The organism is Skermanella sp. TT6, from assembly GCF_016653635.2.
GTDB classification, from domain to species: Bacteria; Pseudomonadota; Alphaproteobacteria; order Azospirillales; family Azospirillaceae; genus Skermanella; species Skermanella cutis.
Window position 1 is genome coordinate 3,340,211 of sequence record NZ_CP067420.1, and the last position, 16,715, is coordinate 3,356,925.

General features: G+C 66.9%; 12 protein-coding genes. 10 read left to right on the top strand and 2 right to left on the bottom strand.

Going from position 1 to position 16,715, the window contains the following annotated elements; translation table 11 throughout:
- The first annotated feature begins 15 nt into the window (after positions 1–15).
- Positions 16–2,226 carry a DEAD/DEAH box helicase gene (locus IGS68_RS15800; RefSeq protein ID WP_201070918.1) on the top strand — a complete coding sequence of 737 codons (2,211 nt, stop codon included), beginning with the start codon at positions 16–18 and terminating at the stop codon, positions 2,224–2,226.
- A gap of 486 nt (positions 2,227–2,712) precedes the next feature.
- Here the strand turns inward: IGS68_RS15800 and IGS68_RS15805 are convergent, their stop codons facing one another.
- On the bottom strand, positions 2,713–3,447 hold the full coding sequence (locus IGS68_RS15805; RefSeq protein WP_201070921.1) for a hypothetical protein: 735 nt from the start codon (positions 3,445–3,447) through the stop codon (positions 2,713–2,715).
- A 1,007-nt stretch (positions 3,448–4,454) separates the two neighbouring features.
- Between IGS68_RS15805 and katG the strand changes: the two genes are divergently transcribed.
- Both katG and IGS68_RS15815 read left to right on the top strand, forming a co-directional pair.
- Positions 4,455–6,656: a catalase/peroxidase HPI gene (katG, locus tag IGS68_RS15810; RefSeq protein WP_201070924.1), complete on the top strand. Its 2,202-nt coding sequence runs from the start codon at positions 4,455–4,457 to the stop codon at positions 6,654–6,656.
- Between the two features lie 346 nt (positions 6,657–7,002).
- On the top strand, positions 7,003–8,085 hold the full coding sequence (locus tag IGS68_RS15815) for an alpha/beta fold hydrolase (protein ID WP_201070927.1): 1,083 nt from the start codon (positions 7,003–7,005) through the stop codon (positions 8,083–8,085).
- Positions 8,086–8,118: 33 nt separating this feature from the next.
- On the opposite strand, the gene IGS68_RS15820 is transcribed toward IGS68_RS15815, so the two are convergent.
- Complete coding sequence (locus tag IGS68_RS15820; protein ID WP_201070930.1) at positions 8,119–9,027, bottom strand: LysR family transcriptional regulator; 909 nt, start codon at positions 9,025–9,027, stop codon at positions 8,119–8,121.
- 153 nt (positions 9,028–9,180) lie between these two features.
- On the opposite strand from IGS68_RS15820, the gene IGS68_RS15825 reads away from it, so the two are divergent.
- Genes IGS68_RS15825 through IGS68_RS15855 form a run of 7 tightly spaced genes read left to right on the top strand, consistent with a single transcriptional unit; the run spans position 9,181 to position 16,696 of the window.
- Positions 9,181–10,224, top strand: a complete 1,044-nt coding sequence (locus tag IGS68_RS15825) for an ABC transporter substrate-binding protein (RefSeq protein WP_201070932.1) — start codon at positions 9,181–9,183, stop codon at positions 10,222–10,224.
- A gap of 14 nt (positions 10,225–10,238) precedes the next feature.
- Positions 10,239–11,030 carry an SDR family NAD(P)-dependent oxidoreductase gene (locus IGS68_RS15830; RefSeq protein ID WP_201070935.1) on the top strand — a complete coding sequence of 264 codons (792 nt, stop codon included), beginning with the start codon at positions 10,239–10,241 and terminating at the stop codon, positions 11,028–11,030.
- 17 nt (positions 11,031–11,047) lie between these two features.
- Positions 11,048–12,496, top strand: coding sequence for an allantoinase AllB (gene allB, locus IGS68_RS15835; RefSeq protein ID WP_201070937.1), 1,449 nt, complete (start codon positions 11,048–11,050; stop codon positions 12,494–12,496).
- 20 nt (positions 12,497–12,516) lie between these two features.
- On the top strand, positions 12,517–13,392 hold the full coding sequence (locus IGS68_RS15840) for an ABC transporter ATP-binding protein (protein ID WP_201070939.1): 876 nt from the start codon (positions 12,517–12,519) through the stop codon (positions 13,390–13,392).
- Positions 13,389–14,162: an ABC transporter permease gene (locus IGS68_RS15845; protein WP_201070943.1), complete on the top strand. Its 774-nt coding sequence runs from the start codon at positions 13,389–13,391 to the stop codon at positions 14,160–14,162. The genes IGS68_RS15840 and IGS68_RS15845 overlap by 4 nt, the downstream gene beginning before the upstream one ends.
- A 27-nt stretch (positions 14,163–14,189) precedes the next feature.
- Positions 14,190–15,242, top strand: a complete 1,053-nt coding sequence (locus IGS68_RS15850; RefSeq protein ID WP_201070946.1) for an ABC transporter substrate-binding protein — start codon at positions 14,190–14,192, stop codon at positions 15,240–15,242.
- Between the two features lie 8 nt (positions 15,243–15,250).
- Entirely contained in the window at positions 15,251–16,696 is a 1,446-nt protein-coding gene (locus IGS68_RS15855) for an amidohydrolase family protein (protein WP_201070953.1), read from the top strand.
- The last annotated feature ends 19 nt before the right edge of the window (positions 16,697–16,715 follow it).

The following is a 16,715-nucleotide window of genomic DNA, read 5'->3' on the forward strand; positions in this document are numbered from 1 at the left end:
ACGAAACGTCGCGGGATGGCACGGCGGGTCCTGATCGTGACGCCGGCCGGACTGACTCGCCAATGGAAGGAGGAGATGCGGCGGAAGTTCGATCAGGACTATGCCATCTACGGGCGCGACTTCTTCATCAACGACCTTGAGGATTGGAAACGCTACGACCATGTCGTCGGTTCGATCGACCTGCTGAAGCGCGACGATCACCTGGAAAAGCTTCGGGCGGCAGGCAGCTGGGACATCATCATCTTCGATGAGGCACATAAGCTGACGAAGACCGCATCCGGCGAACGCGCGGAGCGCTACCGGCTTGCCGAAACACTGCGCAAGAAGACAGATGCGCTCATCCTGCTCACCGCGACACCGCACCAAGGCAAGCAGGACCGCTTCATCTCGCTGCTGGAACTCATCCGACCGGACCTGAGCGAACAGCTCGCCATGCTTGAGATGAACAAGGAAATCGTCGCGGACCTGATCCTCCGTAACCGGAAATCCGAGGTCACAAACAGCGACGGCCAATTCATTTTCCGTGGACAGCAGAGCCACCGCGTTCCGATCCCGCTTTCCCGTGAGATGGAAAGGTTCAACGACCGGCTCAGCTCATACCTTAAGCAGGGGTACAGCGCCGGTGAAGGTCGGGGGAACATTGGTCGGGCCATCGGCTTCGTGATGACCACTTACCGAAAGCTGGCGTCGTCCAGCATTGCGGCCATCGGTGCGGCGCTGGAGCGCCGCAAACAACGCCTGCTTGGCCGGATCGCAGAACGCAAGCTTCACGAAGAGCGGGATTGGAGTTTGGATGACGTGGTCGAAGGTGGTGACGATCAAGATAGCCTGGAATTGCTGTTCGTCGGCGGCGTAGAGGAGTTCTTCGACGACGAGTCAGCCTTGATCGATCAGCTTATCACCCTTGCACGCCAAGTGCGGCAAGCCGATAGCAAACTGGAAAAGTTCCTTACGGAAGTGGTGGATCCGCTGATACGGGAAGGCAAGAAGCTCCTGGTGTTCACGGAGTACCGGGCGACACAGGCCTACTTACAGGAGCAGATCGCCAGACGCTATCCCCACCTACCCGCCCCGCTCCTCATCAATGGCAGCATGAGCCTGGATGACAAGTTGGAGGCCATTGATGCCTTCAACGAGACGGTGCCCTTCTTGATCTCGACCGAGGCCGGCGGCGAGGGCATCAACCTGCACCGCGCCTGCCATGTCATGGTGAACTACGATCTGCCCTGGAATCCAAGTCGCCTGGTCCAGCGCATCGGCCGCCTTTACCGCTACGGCCAGGAAAACCGGGTGGTCGTCTTCAACCTGCATGCCGAAGACACTTTCGACAACTCGGCGCTGTCCTTGATGTATCAGAGGGTCGAGCAGATCGTATCGGACATGGCCCCGGTCGGGGGTGAGTTCCATGACCGCCTGCATACGGAAATCCTCGGCGAGCTGCTTGAGCAGATCGACCTCACGGAGATCCTGGAACACGCGAAGGATTTCGATCTTGGGCACACCAAGGAACAGATCAACCGCGCCCTGGAGCGGGCGCGCGCCGCCCAGAAGCTGCAATCCGAGATCCTCAGCAATGCGTCACGTTACGATCCCAATGCACTCCAGGGCACTTTTGGGTTGGGCGCCGAACACGTTCAGCAGTTGGTCGAAGGATTGGCGCCTTATCTCGACATCAGGATTGAGGGTCGCCAACACGGTGGGCGCGTCCTGGACATCCGTCTGCCTTCCACACTTGTCGGGCAGTTCCCGGAGTTCGGCAATCGTGAACGCCTGCAGGTTACCGCGTACCGTCGCTTGCGGACGGAACGCGCGCGCGGCGCGTTCCTTCTCGATTTCGAGTCCGAGTTCTTCAAACATCTGATTGCGTTTGCCAAGTCACAGGAGTTTGATGGCCGCTATGCATGTGCCGCCGGCCCCGAAGCAGGCGTTCTCGGAGCATTTCGCCTTCGTTGGCAGAACGACCAGGGTAAGGTTACGAGCGAGACATTCTTGCCGGTACATGTTGATGTGGATGGCAAGGCACAGCCCTATCCATCCTACTTCAGCGAATGGCTTAACGCTCACCAAGCATCGCAGGCATGGCCCAACACCCCGCCCGAACAGCGCAAAGCCACGATGGAGAAGATTCGCTCTGTAGCCGACGAAATGCTTGCAGCGGAGTCCAACCGCTTTAAGCATCCGAACGCCGCGGTGTTGATCGGTATGGCCGACTTACGGTCCGGCTAAGTCCGTCGGGTCCGATGATCCGGCCTCGAGAGCTTGACGTTATGGTCAGGCTAAACGAAGGATCTGCCGCTCAAGGTGACCGCCAAGCAGAGCGACCGAGCCCCCCCGCCGTGGTCGTGTCAACGGCGCGATCCTCCCTCGGGGATCTTCAGACCGCCGGTGCAGGTTATTCAGCTTCAAATGACAACGCGGCCCAATACGCGTCTAATAATCAGGCGACACACCCAATTGACGGATTGCTCCGAAGTAGCATTAAATGAGACATGCTGAGATTCCAGGAAATTCCCAGAAAAATGGCCCTAAGTCACAGAAACTATTAGTAACACACGCATCATCATAATCCTTGTGTCGGGGGTTCAAATCCCTCCTCCGCTACCATTTGAAAAACCAGCCGATCCCATGGATCGGCTGGTTTTCTGCTTATGAGGCGCCTGTTCGCGGTTCAGGAAGAGCCTGTCGCCACGGCCTGTTCAACCGGATCGTTCGTCACGACCAGTCCGACCAGTGCCTGTCCGCGACGACCGTGACGTTATCGGTGATGTTGACTTCGAAGGTGTTGCCTTCGTCGTCGGTCAGCGAGCCGCCGAACTCTATCGTGTTCTCTCCGGGCGATAGCCCCTTCACCTTGATCCAGTAGCCGTCGGACACCACGGGATCGTAAGTGCCTGCGGGAAGGACGCCGCCTTCGGGCACGATGGCATCGAAAACAGTCGATTTCGTCCGGAAATCGAACAGCTTCTCGTCGGAATAGACCTTGCCGTCGATGATCAGCGTCAGATCCTCGACCGCGTCGATGAATTCGGCGGCATCCTCGCGCAGGGAGGCCGCGGTATCGTCCGGTTCTGTCGCGAAGCTCACGACGTTGATCAAGGGAATGACCAGCGTCTGGCCGTAATCCACGGAGAAGCTTCGCTCGACATCGCCGCTGAAGGTGCCGGCGACGAAGAAGGTGCGGCCGAAATCGCCGAGATCCGCCAACTCGCCCGTGGTATCGAGTTGCGGGTTCTCGGCCTCCGGATAGGACAGCACCCATTCCCACCAGTCGGCGGTGGCCCTACCCGACACATGGCCGATTTCGACCTTGTCATGGTGGAACTTCGGCCCGCGCCCGTCGTGATGATCCCGGTACTGGCAATCATCACGACCGTCCCACGAACGGTAACGATGGCCGGGCGCGTGATGGGACGGCGAAAAGCCATGGTGGTCTTGCATGAAAAACACCTTGTCCTCCTCCGATTGAGAGTATCTGAACGATGATTCCAACGGTTCAGGAAAGAACGGTGTATCGTGACCGGACCATCTCTAGCACAGGACAAGGTTTAGAAGCGGCCGCGGAAGTACGTCTATCTTCATGTGTTCCGGAATTCCAACCGGGCGTTCCAAAGCCGGGCCTTCCCCGTGCGTGCGGGTGGGCCGTTGAACTGATTGAAGACGGCTTCAATGATTGGCAGCGGGTCTTGATCAGGCGACACAGAATGGAACGAGAAGAGCGTCGTGGATGGCGGCCATTGGCACGCCGTCCACCTGACCGATCACTGCGCGGGTACGATCGGCGCCGTTGGAGGAGAAAACCGCCATCGAACGGTAACTCATGGCGTTGCTGACCGGTCCCGACGGGACCGCCGGTAGCGCGTGAGTTCGAGTCCTCCTCAAGGGCTCGCCTTCGAAGCTCCCGGCGGCACTCTCCCTCGCCGCCGGGAATACAACGCACGTCGAGTGTGGTGCGCTCGGGGATTATGCGCGCGCCTCAACGGGAAGATGCCTCGATCAGTTGCCGGCGCTCCTTATAGGCGCTCCTGTCCTTGCCATGGCACTCGTTACGCTCAGGCATCTCCAGGCTGTCCGGTCCTACATGCTTCCAGGACCCCAAGCCACGCCTCAACGTTGGGCTGATCACTCCGACCACATTTCCTCTGCCCCCCTTCATCGCAACCTTATTTTGCGGCTGTCGCCCGGCTCGGCTTCCGACAGGCTTGAATGAATCGTCGTTCGGCAGCATTTTCAGTTCATTGTACGAAGGTGGCTGGAGGTCCGAGCGGGAATACACTGAAGCGGATATGCCGGGGATGCCCCGCCACGGGGGCCGGTTCGGGCTACCCGGGACGGCATGCCACCGCTTTCATCGTCATTCCAGGCTGCCGGCTGCCGGTTCTGTCAATCGAGAATGCCGCACAACGGCACCGGGCAAGAAGCATGTGCTAAACGAGGTAGCAAAGGGAGGTTCAAGCATGCCGGACGATATCGCCTGCCCCTTCACGGGCGGAAGCCAGAAGCGCACGCCCACAGTGTTCCGGTCGAACCGGGATTGGTGGCCCAATCAGCTCAATCTGCGGATCCTGCGCCAGCACTCTTCCCTCAGCGATCCCATGGGGAAAGGGTTCGACTACGTCGAGGAGTTCAAGAAATTGGACCTTCAGGCGCTGAAGCGGGATCTTTACGCCCTGATGACCGACAGCCAGGACTGGTGGCCCGCGGATTACGGCCACTACGGTCCGCTGTTCATCCGCATGGCGTGGCACAGCGCCGGGACCTACCGCACCTATGACGGGCGCGGCGGCGCCTCGTCCGGCGGGCAGCGCTTCGCCCCGCTGAACAGCTGGCCGGACAACGGCAACCTGGACAAGGCGCGGCGGCTGCTCTGGCCGATCAAGCAGAAGTACGGCAGCCGGATCTCCTGGGCCGACCTGATGATCCTCGCCGGCAACTGCGCGCTGGAATCCATGGGCTTCAAGACCTTCGGCTTCGGCGGCGGCCGCGCGGACACCTGGGAGCCGGGCGAGGACATCTGGTGGGGTCCCGAGGCCGAGTGGCTGGGCGACATGCGCTACACCGGCGACCGGGTGCTGGAGAACCGGCTGGCCGCGGTGCAGATGGGCCTGATCTACGTCAACCCGCAGGGCCCGAACGGCGAGCCCGACCCGGTCGCCTCCGGCCGCGACATCCGCGAGACCTTCGCCCGGATGGCGATGAACGACGAGGAGACGGTGGCCCTGGTCGCCGGCGGCCACACCTTCGGCAAGGCCCACGGCGCGGGCGATCCCGGCCTTGTCGGCCGCGAGCCCGAGGGCGCCTCGATCGAGATGGCGGGGCTGGGCTGGCAGAGCACCTTCGAGAGCGGCAAGGGCGTCCATACGATCACCAGCGGCATCGAGGGACCGTGGACCCCGAACCCGACGACGTGGGACAACGGCTATTTCGACGTCCTGTTCGGCTACGAGTGGGAGCTGGTGAAAAGCCCCGCCGGCGCCTGGCAGTGGGCGGCGAAGGAACTGGAGGAGAAGGACCACGCGCCGGAGGTGGACGGGTCGGGCAAGCGGGTCCGGCTGATGATGACCACCGCCGACATGGCCATGCGCATGGACCCGATCTACGAGCCGATCTCCCGGCGGTTCCATGCGAATCCGGCGGAGTTCGCCGACGCCTTCGCCCGCGCCTGGTTCAAGCTCACCCACCGGGACATGGGACCGCGCGTCCGCTATCTCGGCCCGGAGGTTCCGGACGAGGACCTGATCTGGCAGGATCCGGTGCCGGCCGTCGATCACCCGCTGGTCGATGCGCAGGACATCGCCGGGCTGAAGGCGAGGATCCTCGCTTCCGGCCTTTCGACCGCGGAACTGGTCCGGACCGCCTGGGCGTCGGCCAACACCTTCCGCGGGTCGGACCGGCGCGGCGGTGCCAACGGGGCGCGCATCCGCCTCGGCCCGCAGAAGGACTGGGAGGCCAACGAGCCGGCGCAGCTTGCCAGGGTGCTCGGCGTGCTGGAAGGCATCAAGGCGGAGTTCGACGCCTCGGCCCCGGGCGGCAAGAAGGTCTCGCTGGCCGACCTGATCGTGCTCGGCGGCTCGGCCGCGGTCGAGCAGGCCGCGAAGGAAGGCGGCGTCGCGGTGGAGGTTCCGTTCACCCCCGGCCGCACCGACGCGACGCAGGAGCAGACGGATGTCCATTCCTTCTCGGTGATGGAGCCGGTCGCCGACGGCTTCCGGAACTACCTCAAGCGCGAGGTCCCGGTCTCGCCCGAGGAGATGATGGTGGACAAGGCGCAGCTGATGACGCTGACCGCGCCGGAAATGACGGTGCTGATCGGCGGCCTGCGCGTGCTGGGGGCCAACCATGGCGATGCGAAGCACGGGGTCTTCACGTCGCGGCCGGGCGCTCTGACCACCGACTTCTTCGTCAACCTGCTCGACATGGGAACGGTGTGGAAGCCCCTGTCCGAGGATGAGATGCTGTTCGAGGGGCGGGACCGCGCCACGGGCGAGGCGAAGTGGACCGCCACCCGGGTCGATCTCGCCTTCGGCGCCAATTCCGAACTGCGCGCCATCGCCGAGGTCTATGGGGCGGGCGACGCGCAGGAGCGTTTCGCCAGGGACTTCGTCGCGGCTTGGACCAAGGTGATGGAGCTGGACCGCTTCGATCTCGGCAAGTCCTGACGGCTCAGGGTTCGGATCTCCCGGGAACCGGCACGACGCGCCGGTTCCCGGGAGACGGTGCCGAACGGGCGGCTCCTTTCGATGGGTCGGCGTCGTCCTTCGGCCGAGGCCGACCTACGGCGAACCGATCAGGATCGTCGTGCAGGGTTACCGGATCCGCATGTTTCCCTGCCTCCCCTCAAGCTCTTCCTGCCCTCCCCGGCGCAGGATCCCGGCCATCGTGACCGAACGTCGAGGTCGCTTGTGTCCATGCACGCGCAAGGTGATGATGCGCGTATGCAGGCGGAGCGATCACAGGCCGGTCCTGCACATGGGAAGAACTTGAACAAGAAAAGGGGAGGTCGCCATGAAGGTCTTCAGATCGCTGATCTACGCCGCGGCAGGCGCGGCCCTGTCGTTCGTCTCCTTCGCGGCCGGCGCAGCGGACTATCCGGCGGCGAAGGAGGCCACGTTCGTCGCGAAGGACTTCAAGTTCCATACCGGCGAGGTCCTGCCGGAGGTGCGCCTGCACTACCGGACGGTCGGCGAACCCTCCGGCGAGCCCGTCGTGGTGCTTCACGGAACCGGAGGGTCGGGCGCCGGCATGCTGACGCCCGCCTTCGCCGGCGAACTGTTCGGAGAGGGCCAGCCGCTGGACGCGAAGAAGTATTTCATCATCCTGCCGGACGCGATCGGCCACGGCAAATCCACGAAGCCGTCCGATGGCCTGAGAGCGAAGTTCCCGAAATACAGTTCCGAGGACATGGTCGAAGGGCAGCATCGGCTGCTCACCGAGGGACTCGGCCTGGAGCATGTCCGCGTGATCATGGGCAACTCCATGGGCGGCATGCATACCTGGATCTGGGGCGGCAAGTATCCCGACTATATGGACGCGCTGGTGCCCATGGCGTCCCAGCCGACCGAGATGGCGGCCCGCAACTGGATGCTGCGGCGGCTGATGATCGAGATGATCCGCCAGGACCCCGGCTATAACGATGGCGACTACGCCGAGCAGCCGAAGGCGATGAGGCTGGCCAACGTGTTCTACGCCACGGCCACCAGCGGCGGCACCCTGGCTTACCAGAAGCTGGCCCCGACGCGCGAGATGGCGGACAGGATGGTCGAGGAGCGGCTGGCGGTGCAGTTCAACGCCGATGCCAACGACTTCATCTATGCGTGGGAGTCCTCGGGAGAATACAACCCTACGCCGCTCCTGGACCGGATCACGGCGCCCCTGCTCTTCATCAACGCGGCCGATGACGAGCGCAACCCGCCGGAAACCGGCGTAACGGAAGCGGCGATGAAGCATGTCAGGAACGGCCGCCTGTTCCTGATCCCGGCCAGCGACGAGACGCGCGGCCACGGCACGACGGCCATGGCCCGGTTCTATGCTGCGGAACTGCGGGAGTTCCTGGAATCGGTGCCGCGGCGGGGGTCGAGCCCCGACTGACGCGGCACCGCTGTCCCGGGGTGTCGGGAAGCCTCAGGCCGGCTGCGGCTTCATCCGGGCGTCGTCGAGCCGGCGCGCAAGCTGCTCGGCGAACTTGGCGGTCGCGACCGGCAGGGTGCGGCCCCGCTGCTGGCCCAACACCAGCGGGCCGTGGGCCATTTCCACGTCGCTCAGGGGAAGCGCCACGAGGCCGGGATCCGTTTCCGGCACCGGGGCGCCGATTTCGATCTGGAAAGTCACCACGCTGCCGGACCGCGCCAGGTTGCGCAGCATCTCGAACGAGTTGGACTCCAGCTCCACCGGCAGCTTGGCGGAGCTGACGGCCAGCAGGTCGTCCAGGATGGCGCGGGTGCCGAAGCTGCCGTCCGGCAGGGCGATCGGATACCGCGCGCAGTCGCGCAGGCGCACGACCTTCCTGGCGGCCAGCGGATGGCCGGCGGCGACGATCGCGACCACCCGCTGGCCCAGGGTCATCAGCGGCTGGAATTCCGGCGTCCGGCGCGGGCTGAAGATGATCGCGAGGTCCGTCTCGTATTCCCGCAGCATGCGGATCGCCGATGCCTGGTCCACCACCGAGATCTGGAAGCTGACCAGCGGGAACCGCTCCCGGAATTCCGAGATCTGGCGGGGCAGGAAGTCGTTCACCAGCGCCTGGCTGCACGCGATCCGGACATGGCCGCGCCTCATGCCGGACAGGTCCTCGATATGCGAGCGGACCCGCTCCAGGTCGGCCGACTGGGTGCGCACCCAGCGGATGAAGCTCTCCCCCGCGGCGGTCAGCCGGATCCCGTGGGCCGAGCGCTCGAAGATGGCGGCGCCCAGATCCTCCTCCACGTCCTGGATGCGGCGCTGGAGCGCCGACGGCGTCACGTTGAGCTGTTCGGCGGCCTTGCGCAGCGAGCCGTACTTCGCCGCCTCGTCCACGTAGCGCCAGATCCGCATGTGCCTCATACCGGCATACCCCGCTGTGTAGACTTTTCGTCTACACCCTAACAGGAAAACGGCGTTTGAGGCGCCATCGGATCGCGCATAGCGTCGTCTGCGTCCGGACGACGGGCATTCTCCCCTTCCCACCCCATAGGAGGAACAGGCCACATGCGCAGCGTCATCAGCCAATGGCCCGCGGTTCTGGCGGGCGCCCTGGTCGGGGCGGTCGGCCTGGCCGGCGCGGCATCCGCCCAGACACCGGTCAAGATGGTTCTCAACTGGAAATACCAGGGACCGCAGGCGCTGTTCTTCATCGCCGAGGACAAGGGATACTTCAAGGCGGAGGGGCTGGACGTCACCATCGACCAGGGCGAGGGCTCGGCCGCCTCCGTCACCAAGGTGGCGACGGGAGCCTACGACGCCGGGTTCGGCGACGTGAACGCGCTGATCACCCTGGCGGCCAGGTCGCCCGACGAGGCGCCGGTCGCCGTCTTCATGATGTACAACACGCCGCCCTTTACGATCGCGGTCAAGGCCGACGGCCCGATCCGGACGCCCGCGGACCTGGAAGGCAGGACCATCGGCGGCCCCGCCAACGACGGGGCGCTGAAGCTGTTTCCCGCCTTCGCCCAGGTCGCCGGCATCGACGCCGGCAAGGTCACCGTCACGAACATGCAGGCGAACCTGCGGGAACAGATGCTCCAGCGCGGGCAGGTGGACGGGGTCTTCGGCTACGTCAACACCATCGCCTTCAGCGCCAAGAGCGCCGGCATGGACCCGGACAAGGATTTCCGCTTCATCAATTACGGCGATTACGGGATGGACCTGTATTCCAACGCGGTCGTCGTGTCCAAGCCGTTCCTGGACCGGAACGGGGACGCGGTGAAGGGCCTGGTCCGGGCGATCAACCGCGCGGCCAAGGACATGATCGCCGACCCCGCCGGCTCGGTCGCGGCCGTGATGAAGCGCGAGCCGCTGCTGAACGAGAAGGTCGAGATCGAGCGGACCGTCGCCACCCTGCGGATGGAGATGAACCATCCCGAGATCGCCGCGATCGGCCTGGGCGACGTGGACGACGAACGCCTGAAGCGCGCCATCGACATGGTGGTCGAGGCGAACGGGCTGGAGAACACCCCGGATCCGTCCGCGGTCTTCACCGACGCCTATCTGCCGCCGCTGTCCGAGCGGCCGACCTCCGTCATCAAGCAATAACCAGAAGAAGAACCATGGAACTGGGTCTGAAATCGCGGGTCGTGATGATCACCGGCCCCGCGAAAGGAATGGGCGAGGCCGTCACCCTGGCCTTCGCCGCCGAGGGCTGCCGGCTGGCGCTGGTCGGGCGCGACCTCGACGCGATCGAGCCGGTCGCCGCCAAGGTCCGGGCGCTGGGCGCGGAGGCGATCGTGATCCCCTGCGACATCACCGACGGGGCGCACTGCGCCGGGGCGGCCGAGCGGACGCTCGCGGCGTTCGGCCGGATCGACGTTCTGGTCAACGTGGCGGGCGGCTCCGGCCCGGTCGGCAAGACCGGCTGGGAGACCACCCGCGAGGAGTTCGACGAGATCGTCGAGCTGAACATGGCGGGCTGCTTCAACACCATGAGCGCCGTCATGCCGACCTTCATCGACCAGCGCTACGGCAAGGTCGTCAACGTGGGCGGCACGTTCGGGATGCGCGGCCGGGCCGGCCGGATGGCCTATTCGGCGTCCAAGTGGGGCCTGCGCGGCATCACCAAGTCCTTCGCCCTGGAGGCCGGCCCCTACAACGTCAACGTCAACTGCGTGGCGCCCGGCATGGTCGAGGGGCCGCGCTTCCGCGGCAAGGTCGTGCCGGAGATGGCCCGGCGGCTGGGCATCACCGAGGAGGAGGCGGCCGAGCGGCACGCCGCCGACTACGCGCTGCGCCGGGTCTCCACCGGCGAGGACGTGGCCAAGGCGTGCCTCTTCCTCGCCAGCGACGCGGCCCGCCAGATCACCGGCGTCGATTTGCCGGTCGACGGCGGCTGGGCCTCCCTCTGACACAGGACGACAGGATCATGGAAACCGCGAAGACCCTCGCCGACCTCGTCATCACGGGCGGCACCATCGTCACCGAGCAGGCCGGCTTCAGGGGCGCCGTCGCCGTCAAGGACGGCCGCATCCTGGCTGTCGGCGCCGACGAGTCCATGCCGGCCGCGCGGGAGACCTTCGACGCGACCGGCCTGCACCTGCTGCCCGGCGCGATCGACGCCCACGTCCATTTCCGCGAACCGGGCTACACCCACAAGGAGGACTGGCGGACCGGCACCGCCGCGGCGGCCATGGGCGGGGTCACCACCGTCTTCGAGATGCCCAACACCGACCCGCCGACCGGCACCGTCGAGGCGCTGGGGATCAAGCAGCGGGCGGCGGCGAAGGCGCACGTGGACTACGGCCTGTACGGCCTGCTGGCCGAGGACAACCTGGACCAGCTCGACGGCCTGGTCGCGGGCGGCGTCGCCGCGTTCAAGTGCTTCATGGGCAATACGTTCGGCAACCTGCCCTCGCCCTCCACCGGGGCCATGCTGGAAGGCTTCGAGATCATCGCGCGGCACGGGCTGCGCATCTCGCTCCACGCCGAGACCGCCTCCATTATGGCGTGGCGCCAGCGGAAGCTGATGGCCGCCGGCCGGCGCGACCCGCTGGCCCACCTGGCGTCGCGCCCCGCCGTGGTCGCGACCGAGGCGGTGTCGCGCGCCGCGATCCTGGCGGAATGGACCGGCGCCCGCATCCATGTCCTGCACATCTCCTCCGGCGACGAGCTGAGGCCGCTGCGGGAGGCGAAGGCGCGCGGGGTGGACATCACCGGCGAGACCTGCCCGCACTACCTGCTGTTCGACGAGCGGGCCTATGGGGACCTGGGCTCGATCATCCGGGTCAACCCGCCGGTCCGCGAACAGCACCACCAGCGGGCCCTGTGGGAGGGCCTGCGCGACGGCACGATCGACATGATCGCGACCGACCACGCGCCGCACGACCCCGCGGAGAAGGTGCGCGACGACATCTGGACGGCCGATTGCGGCTTCCCCGGCGTCGAGACCCAGATGGCGCTGATGCTGACCCAGGTGAACGCCGGCCGGCTGTCGCTGAGCGATTATGTCCGGCTGTCCTCGACGGCGCCGGCGAAGGCGTTCGGCCTACATCCCCGCAAGGGCGCGATCGTCCCCGGCGCCGATGCCGACCTGGCGCTGGTGGACATGGCCCGGCGCGAGACGATCCGGGCCGAGGCGCTGCATTCCCGCGGCAGGATCACGCCGTTCGAGGGGTTCGAGACCGTGGGGGCGCCGGTGCACACCCTGGTGCGCGGCCGCTTCGTCATGCGCGACCGCCGGCTGGTCGAGGATTCCGTCGGATGGGGCCTGTCGGTCGGCCGCATCCAGTCCATGCCCGAGCCGCAGCCCCGCCACGTCGAGGAAACCACCGCGGCGATCACCCGCACCCTTCCGCCGGCCCGGGCGGCCGAGTGAAGACGGATCCGAGGACACCCATGAAAACGGCGAAATCACCCGCGCTGGTTCCGGTGCCGACGGTGCCGGAACCGGACCCGCGGCCCCCGCGCAGGCTGTTCATCGAGCTGGAACGGGTCACCGTCTCCTACGGCAAGGGACCGAGCGCCACCCAGGCCCTGGCCGAGATCTCGCTCCAGGCCGAGGAGGGCGACTTCATCGCCCTGGTCGGGCCGTCGGGCTGCGGCAAGAGCACGATCCTGAAGCTGGTCGGCGACCTGCTGAAGGCGTCCGGCGGCCACGTCTTCGTGGCCGGGCGGGAGGTCGGGGCGCAGGACGTGCGGATCGGCATGGCCTTCCAGAACCCGACCCTGCTGCCCTGGCTGAGCATCCGCGACAACGTCATGTTGCCGCTCAAGATCGTGCAGCCCTTCCGGGCGGAGTGGAAGCGCAAGCGGCACGGCGAGTACCGCGACCGGGCCGAGGCCCTGCTCGCCAAGGTCGGCCTGGGCGGCTTCGGCGGCAAGTATCCCTGGCAGCTTTCCGGCGGCATGCAGCAGCGCGCCTCGCTGTGCCGGGCGCTGATCCACGAGCCCAACCTGCTGCTGCTGGACGAGCCGTTCGGCGCGCTGGACCAGTTCACCCGGGAGGAGCTTTGGGACATCCTCCAGACCCTGTGGATCGACGGCAAGCCGACCGTGCTCCTGGTCACCCACGACCTGCGGGAGAGCGCCTTCCTGGCCAACCGCATCGTGGTGATGAGCGCCCGGCCCGGGCGGATCCTGGTGGACGAGCCGGTGGGATTCGCCCGCCCCCGCACGCTGGACACGACCTACCAGCCCGGATTCACCAACCTGACCCACAAGCTGCGGACCCTGATCGTCGAGGCCCGCACCGCGGCCGGAGGTACGCCATGAACGGCCTGGACCGGGAGAAGATCGCGTCCGCCGCCCTGATCGCGGGCGTCTTCGTCGTGTGGGAGGTCGCCTGCCTGCTGTTCGGCATCAGCGAATACGTCCTGCCCCGCCCGTCCCAGATCGTCCTGGTGCTGGTGGAGCGCTGGCCCGCCCTGATGCCGCACGCGGTGCAGACGCTCTACACCACGCTGGTCGGGTTCGCGCTCGGCGTCTCCGCCGGGGTGCTGATCGGGATGCTGATCGGCTCGTCCAGGCTGGCCTACAACGTGGCGTTCCCCCTGCTGGTGGGCTTCTCGTCCATCCCCAAGGTGGCGGTGGTGCCGATCTTCGTGCTGTGGTTCGGCGCCGGGACGGTGCCGGCGGTGCTCACGTCGATGATCATCTCGGTCTTCCCGGTGGTGGTGAACATGGCGACGGGGCTGGCGACCACCGAGCCGGAGCTGGAGGACGTGCTGCGCACCATGAAGGCGACCAAGCGCGACATCCTGCTGAACGTCGGCCTGCCGCGCGCCATGCCCTACCTTTTCGCCTCCCTCAAGGTCGCGGTGACCCTGTCCTTCGTCGGCACGGTGATCGCCGAGACGGTCGCGTCCAATCGGGGAATCGGCAACATGATGCTGATCGCCTCGTCCAACTTCAACGTCCCGCTGGTCTTCGCCGGGCTCTTCATCCTGGCCGGGCTGGGCATCGCGCTCTACGTCGTCTTCTCGCTGATCGAGCGCCGCGTCACCGGCTGGGCCAACCGCAAGACCGAATTCGCGATGGGCTGAGGCCCGCGCACAGCATCGGAGAACAGCATGATCGACATCTCCCGCCGGGCCGCCCTGACGGCCGGACTCGGGCTCGCCCTGGTCCTTTCGCACCAGGCCGCTCCGGCCCAGGCCCAGCAGCCGACGCCGATCCGCTTCACGCTGGACTGGAAGTACCAGGGCATCCACGCCTGGTACTTCGTCGCCCGTGACAGGGGCTATTTCCGCGACGAGGGGCTTGATGTCACGATCGACCAGGGCGAAGGGTCCGCCGCCACGGTCACCCGCATCATGTCCGGCGCCTACGACGCCGGGTTCGGCGACGTCAACGCCGTGATCCAGCAGGCGGCGCAGAGGCCGGACGAGGCGCCGGTGATGGTCTACCAGCTCTACAACCGCCCGCCCTTCGCGGTGCTGACCCCGAAGGACAGCGGGGTCGAGGACATGAAGGACCTTGCCGGCCGCAAGGTCGGCGGCCCGGCCGGCAGTGCCGCGACCCGGCTGCTTCCGGCGCTGCTGGCGCGGAACGGCGTCGCCGTGCCGTCGGTCGAGGTGCTGAACATGCAGCCGAACCTGCAGGAGCAGATGCTGATCCGCGGCGAGGTGGACGCCTCGCTGGTCTTCAACGTGACCAGCTACGTCAACCTGATCCAGCAGGGACAGGACCCCGACGGGGATTTCCGGTGGCTGGACTATGCGGACCACGGGCTGGATCTCTATTCGAACGGCGTCATGGTGTCCCGGGACCTCGCCCGCGACAAGCCGGAGGCGGTGAAGGGGCTGGTCCGCGCGATCAACCGGGCGGTGCAGGACGTGATGGCCGACCCGGACATGGGCGTGAAGGCGCTGACCGCGGTCGAGCCGCTGGTCGATGCCGGCAGCGAGGGACGCCGGCTGCGGTTCGCCTTCGACCGGTTGATGATCACGCCGGAAACGCGGGAGATCGGGCTGGGCGACGTGGACGACGCCCGGCTGGAGCGGTCCATCGACGTGATGGCCGCGGCCTACGACCTGCCGGCAAAGCCCGAGCCGTCGCAGGTGTTCGACCGGTCGTTCCTGCCGCCGCGGGACCGGCGTCTCGTCGTCGGCGCGGGGAATTGAGGCCCGGCATGACGGAAAGATCCATCGCCTGCATCGGCCTGCTCGAGGGCGGGGACTACGACCTGCGGGGGCCGTGCCGCCTCTCGCTGGACGGCGGCCGGATCGCCGGCGTCGCGGGGATCGACGGGGAGGCCGACCCGCTCTTCGCCCTGCCGGTGCCGGTCAACGCCCACGACCATGGCCGGCCGGTGCGGTCCAGTTCCTTCGGGGCGGCGGGCAAGCCGCTGGAACTCTGGCTCCAGTACCTGGCGCTGCTGCCGGCGGTGGACCCCTATCTGGCCGCCGCCGCTTCGCTGGGCCGCAGCGCCCTGGGCGGGGCCGGAGCCGTCATGGTCCACCATACGCGGGTGCAGGGGCTGACCCCCCTGCCCCGGGAAGCCGCCGAGGTCGCCCGCGCCGCCGCCGACATCGGGGTGCGGATCGGCTTCGCGGTGGCGATGAAGGACCGCAACCCGCTGGTCTACGGCCCGTCGGAGGAGGTGCTGGCCCTGCTGCCGGAGGACGCCCGCCGCGAGGTCGCCCGGCGGACCGGCACCGCCCCGATGTCCGTGGAGGACCAGATCCGCCTGGTCGAGGAGGTGGCCGGCGCCGCGGCCGGCGACATGGTGGACGTGCAGTATGGGCCGACCGGCGTCCAGTGGTGCACGCCCGGGCTGCTGCGCGCCGTCGCCGAGGCCTCCGCCCGGACCGGACGGCGGGTCCATATGCACTGCCTGGAGACGCGCTACCAGCGGGACTGGGCGGACCGGAACTTTCCCGAGGGAATGATCTCCTTCCTGAAGGGGATCGGACTTCTGTCGCCGCGCCTGACCCTGGCCCACTGCACCTGGGCGCGGCCGGAGGAGCTGGACCTGATCGCCGAATCAGGCGCCACGATCGCGGTCAACACGGGCTCCAACCTGGGCATCCGGTCGGGCATCGCGCCGGTGGCCGAGATGGTCGCGCGCGGCTGCAAGGTCGCCTTGGGACTGGACGGGCTGACGCTGGACGAGGACGACGACGCGCTGGGCGAGATGCGCCTCGCCAACGCGCTGCACCGCGGCTGGGGTTTCGACACGGCGATCGACGAGACGGCGATGCTGCGGATCGCCCTGGCCAACGGGCGCGCCGCGGTGACCGGGCGGGACGAGGGCGGCGCCATCGAACCGGGGGCGCCCGCCGACCTGCTGCTGCTCGACGCCGGGAAGCTGGATTCCGACCGGCTGGTGCCGGACCTGTCGCCGCGCGACCTGCTGTTCGCCCGGGCCGGCGCCGGCCATGTCGCCGAGGTGATCGTGGCGGGACGGACGATCGTGCGGCGGGGCAAGGTCACCGGAATCGACCACGACGCCGTCCAGGCCGAGCTGCTGGACCGGCTGCGCCACGGCATCCGCGGGAACGACGCCCTGCGGGCCGCGCTGCCGGAACTGGGCCGCGCGCTGCATCGTCATTTCGGGGCGGCACCCTGCTGCTGAGCCGCATGACCAACGAAAG

Excerpts from the sequence above, each read along its gene's own strand:
- IGS68_RS15850 (WP_201070946.1), top strand. The coding sequence starts at position 14,190 with ATGATCGACATCTCCCGCCGGGCCGCCCTGACGGCCGGACTCGGGCTC.
- IGS68_RS15825 (WP_201070932.1), top strand. The coding sequence starts at position 9,181 with ATGCGCAGCGTCATCAGCCAATGGCCCGCGGTTCTGGCGGGCGCCCTG.
- IGS68_RS15800 (WP_201070918.1), top strand. The coding sequence starts at position 16 with ATGGCACGGCGGGTCCTGATCGTGACGCCGGCCGGACTGACTCGCCAA.
- katG (WP_201070924.1), top strand. The coding sequence starts at position 4,455 with ATGCCGGACGATATCGCCTGCCCCTTCACGGGCGGAAGCCAGAAGCGC.
- allB (WP_201070937.1), top strand. The coding sequence starts at position 11,048 with ATGGAAACCGCGAAGACCCTCGCCGACCTCGTCATCACGGGCGGCACC.
- IGS68_RS15820 (WP_201070930.1), bottom strand. The coding sequence starts at position 9,027 with ATGCGGATCTGGCGCTACGTGGACGAGGCGGCGAAGTACGGCTCGCTG.
- IGS68_RS15830 (WP_201070935.1), top strand. The coding sequence starts at position 10,239 with ATGGAACTGGGTCTGAAATCGCGGGTCGTGATGATCACCGGCCCCGCG.
- IGS68_RS15840 (WP_201070939.1), top strand. The coding sequence starts at position 12,517 with ATGAAAACGGCGAAATCACCCGCGCTGGTTCCGGTGCCGACGGTGCCG.
- IGS68_RS15855 (WP_201070953.1), top strand. The coding sequence starts at position 15,251 with ATGACGGAAAGATCCATCGCCTGCATCGGCCTGCTCGAGGGCGGGGAC.
- IGS68_RS15845 (WP_201070943.1), top strand. The coding sequence starts at position 13,389 with ATGAACGGCCTGGACCGGGAGAAGATCGCGTCCGCCGCCCTGATCGCG.
- IGS68_RS15815 (WP_201070927.1), top strand. The coding sequence starts at position 7,003 with ATGAAGGTCTTCAGATCGCTGATCTACGCCGCGGCAGGCGCGGCCCTG.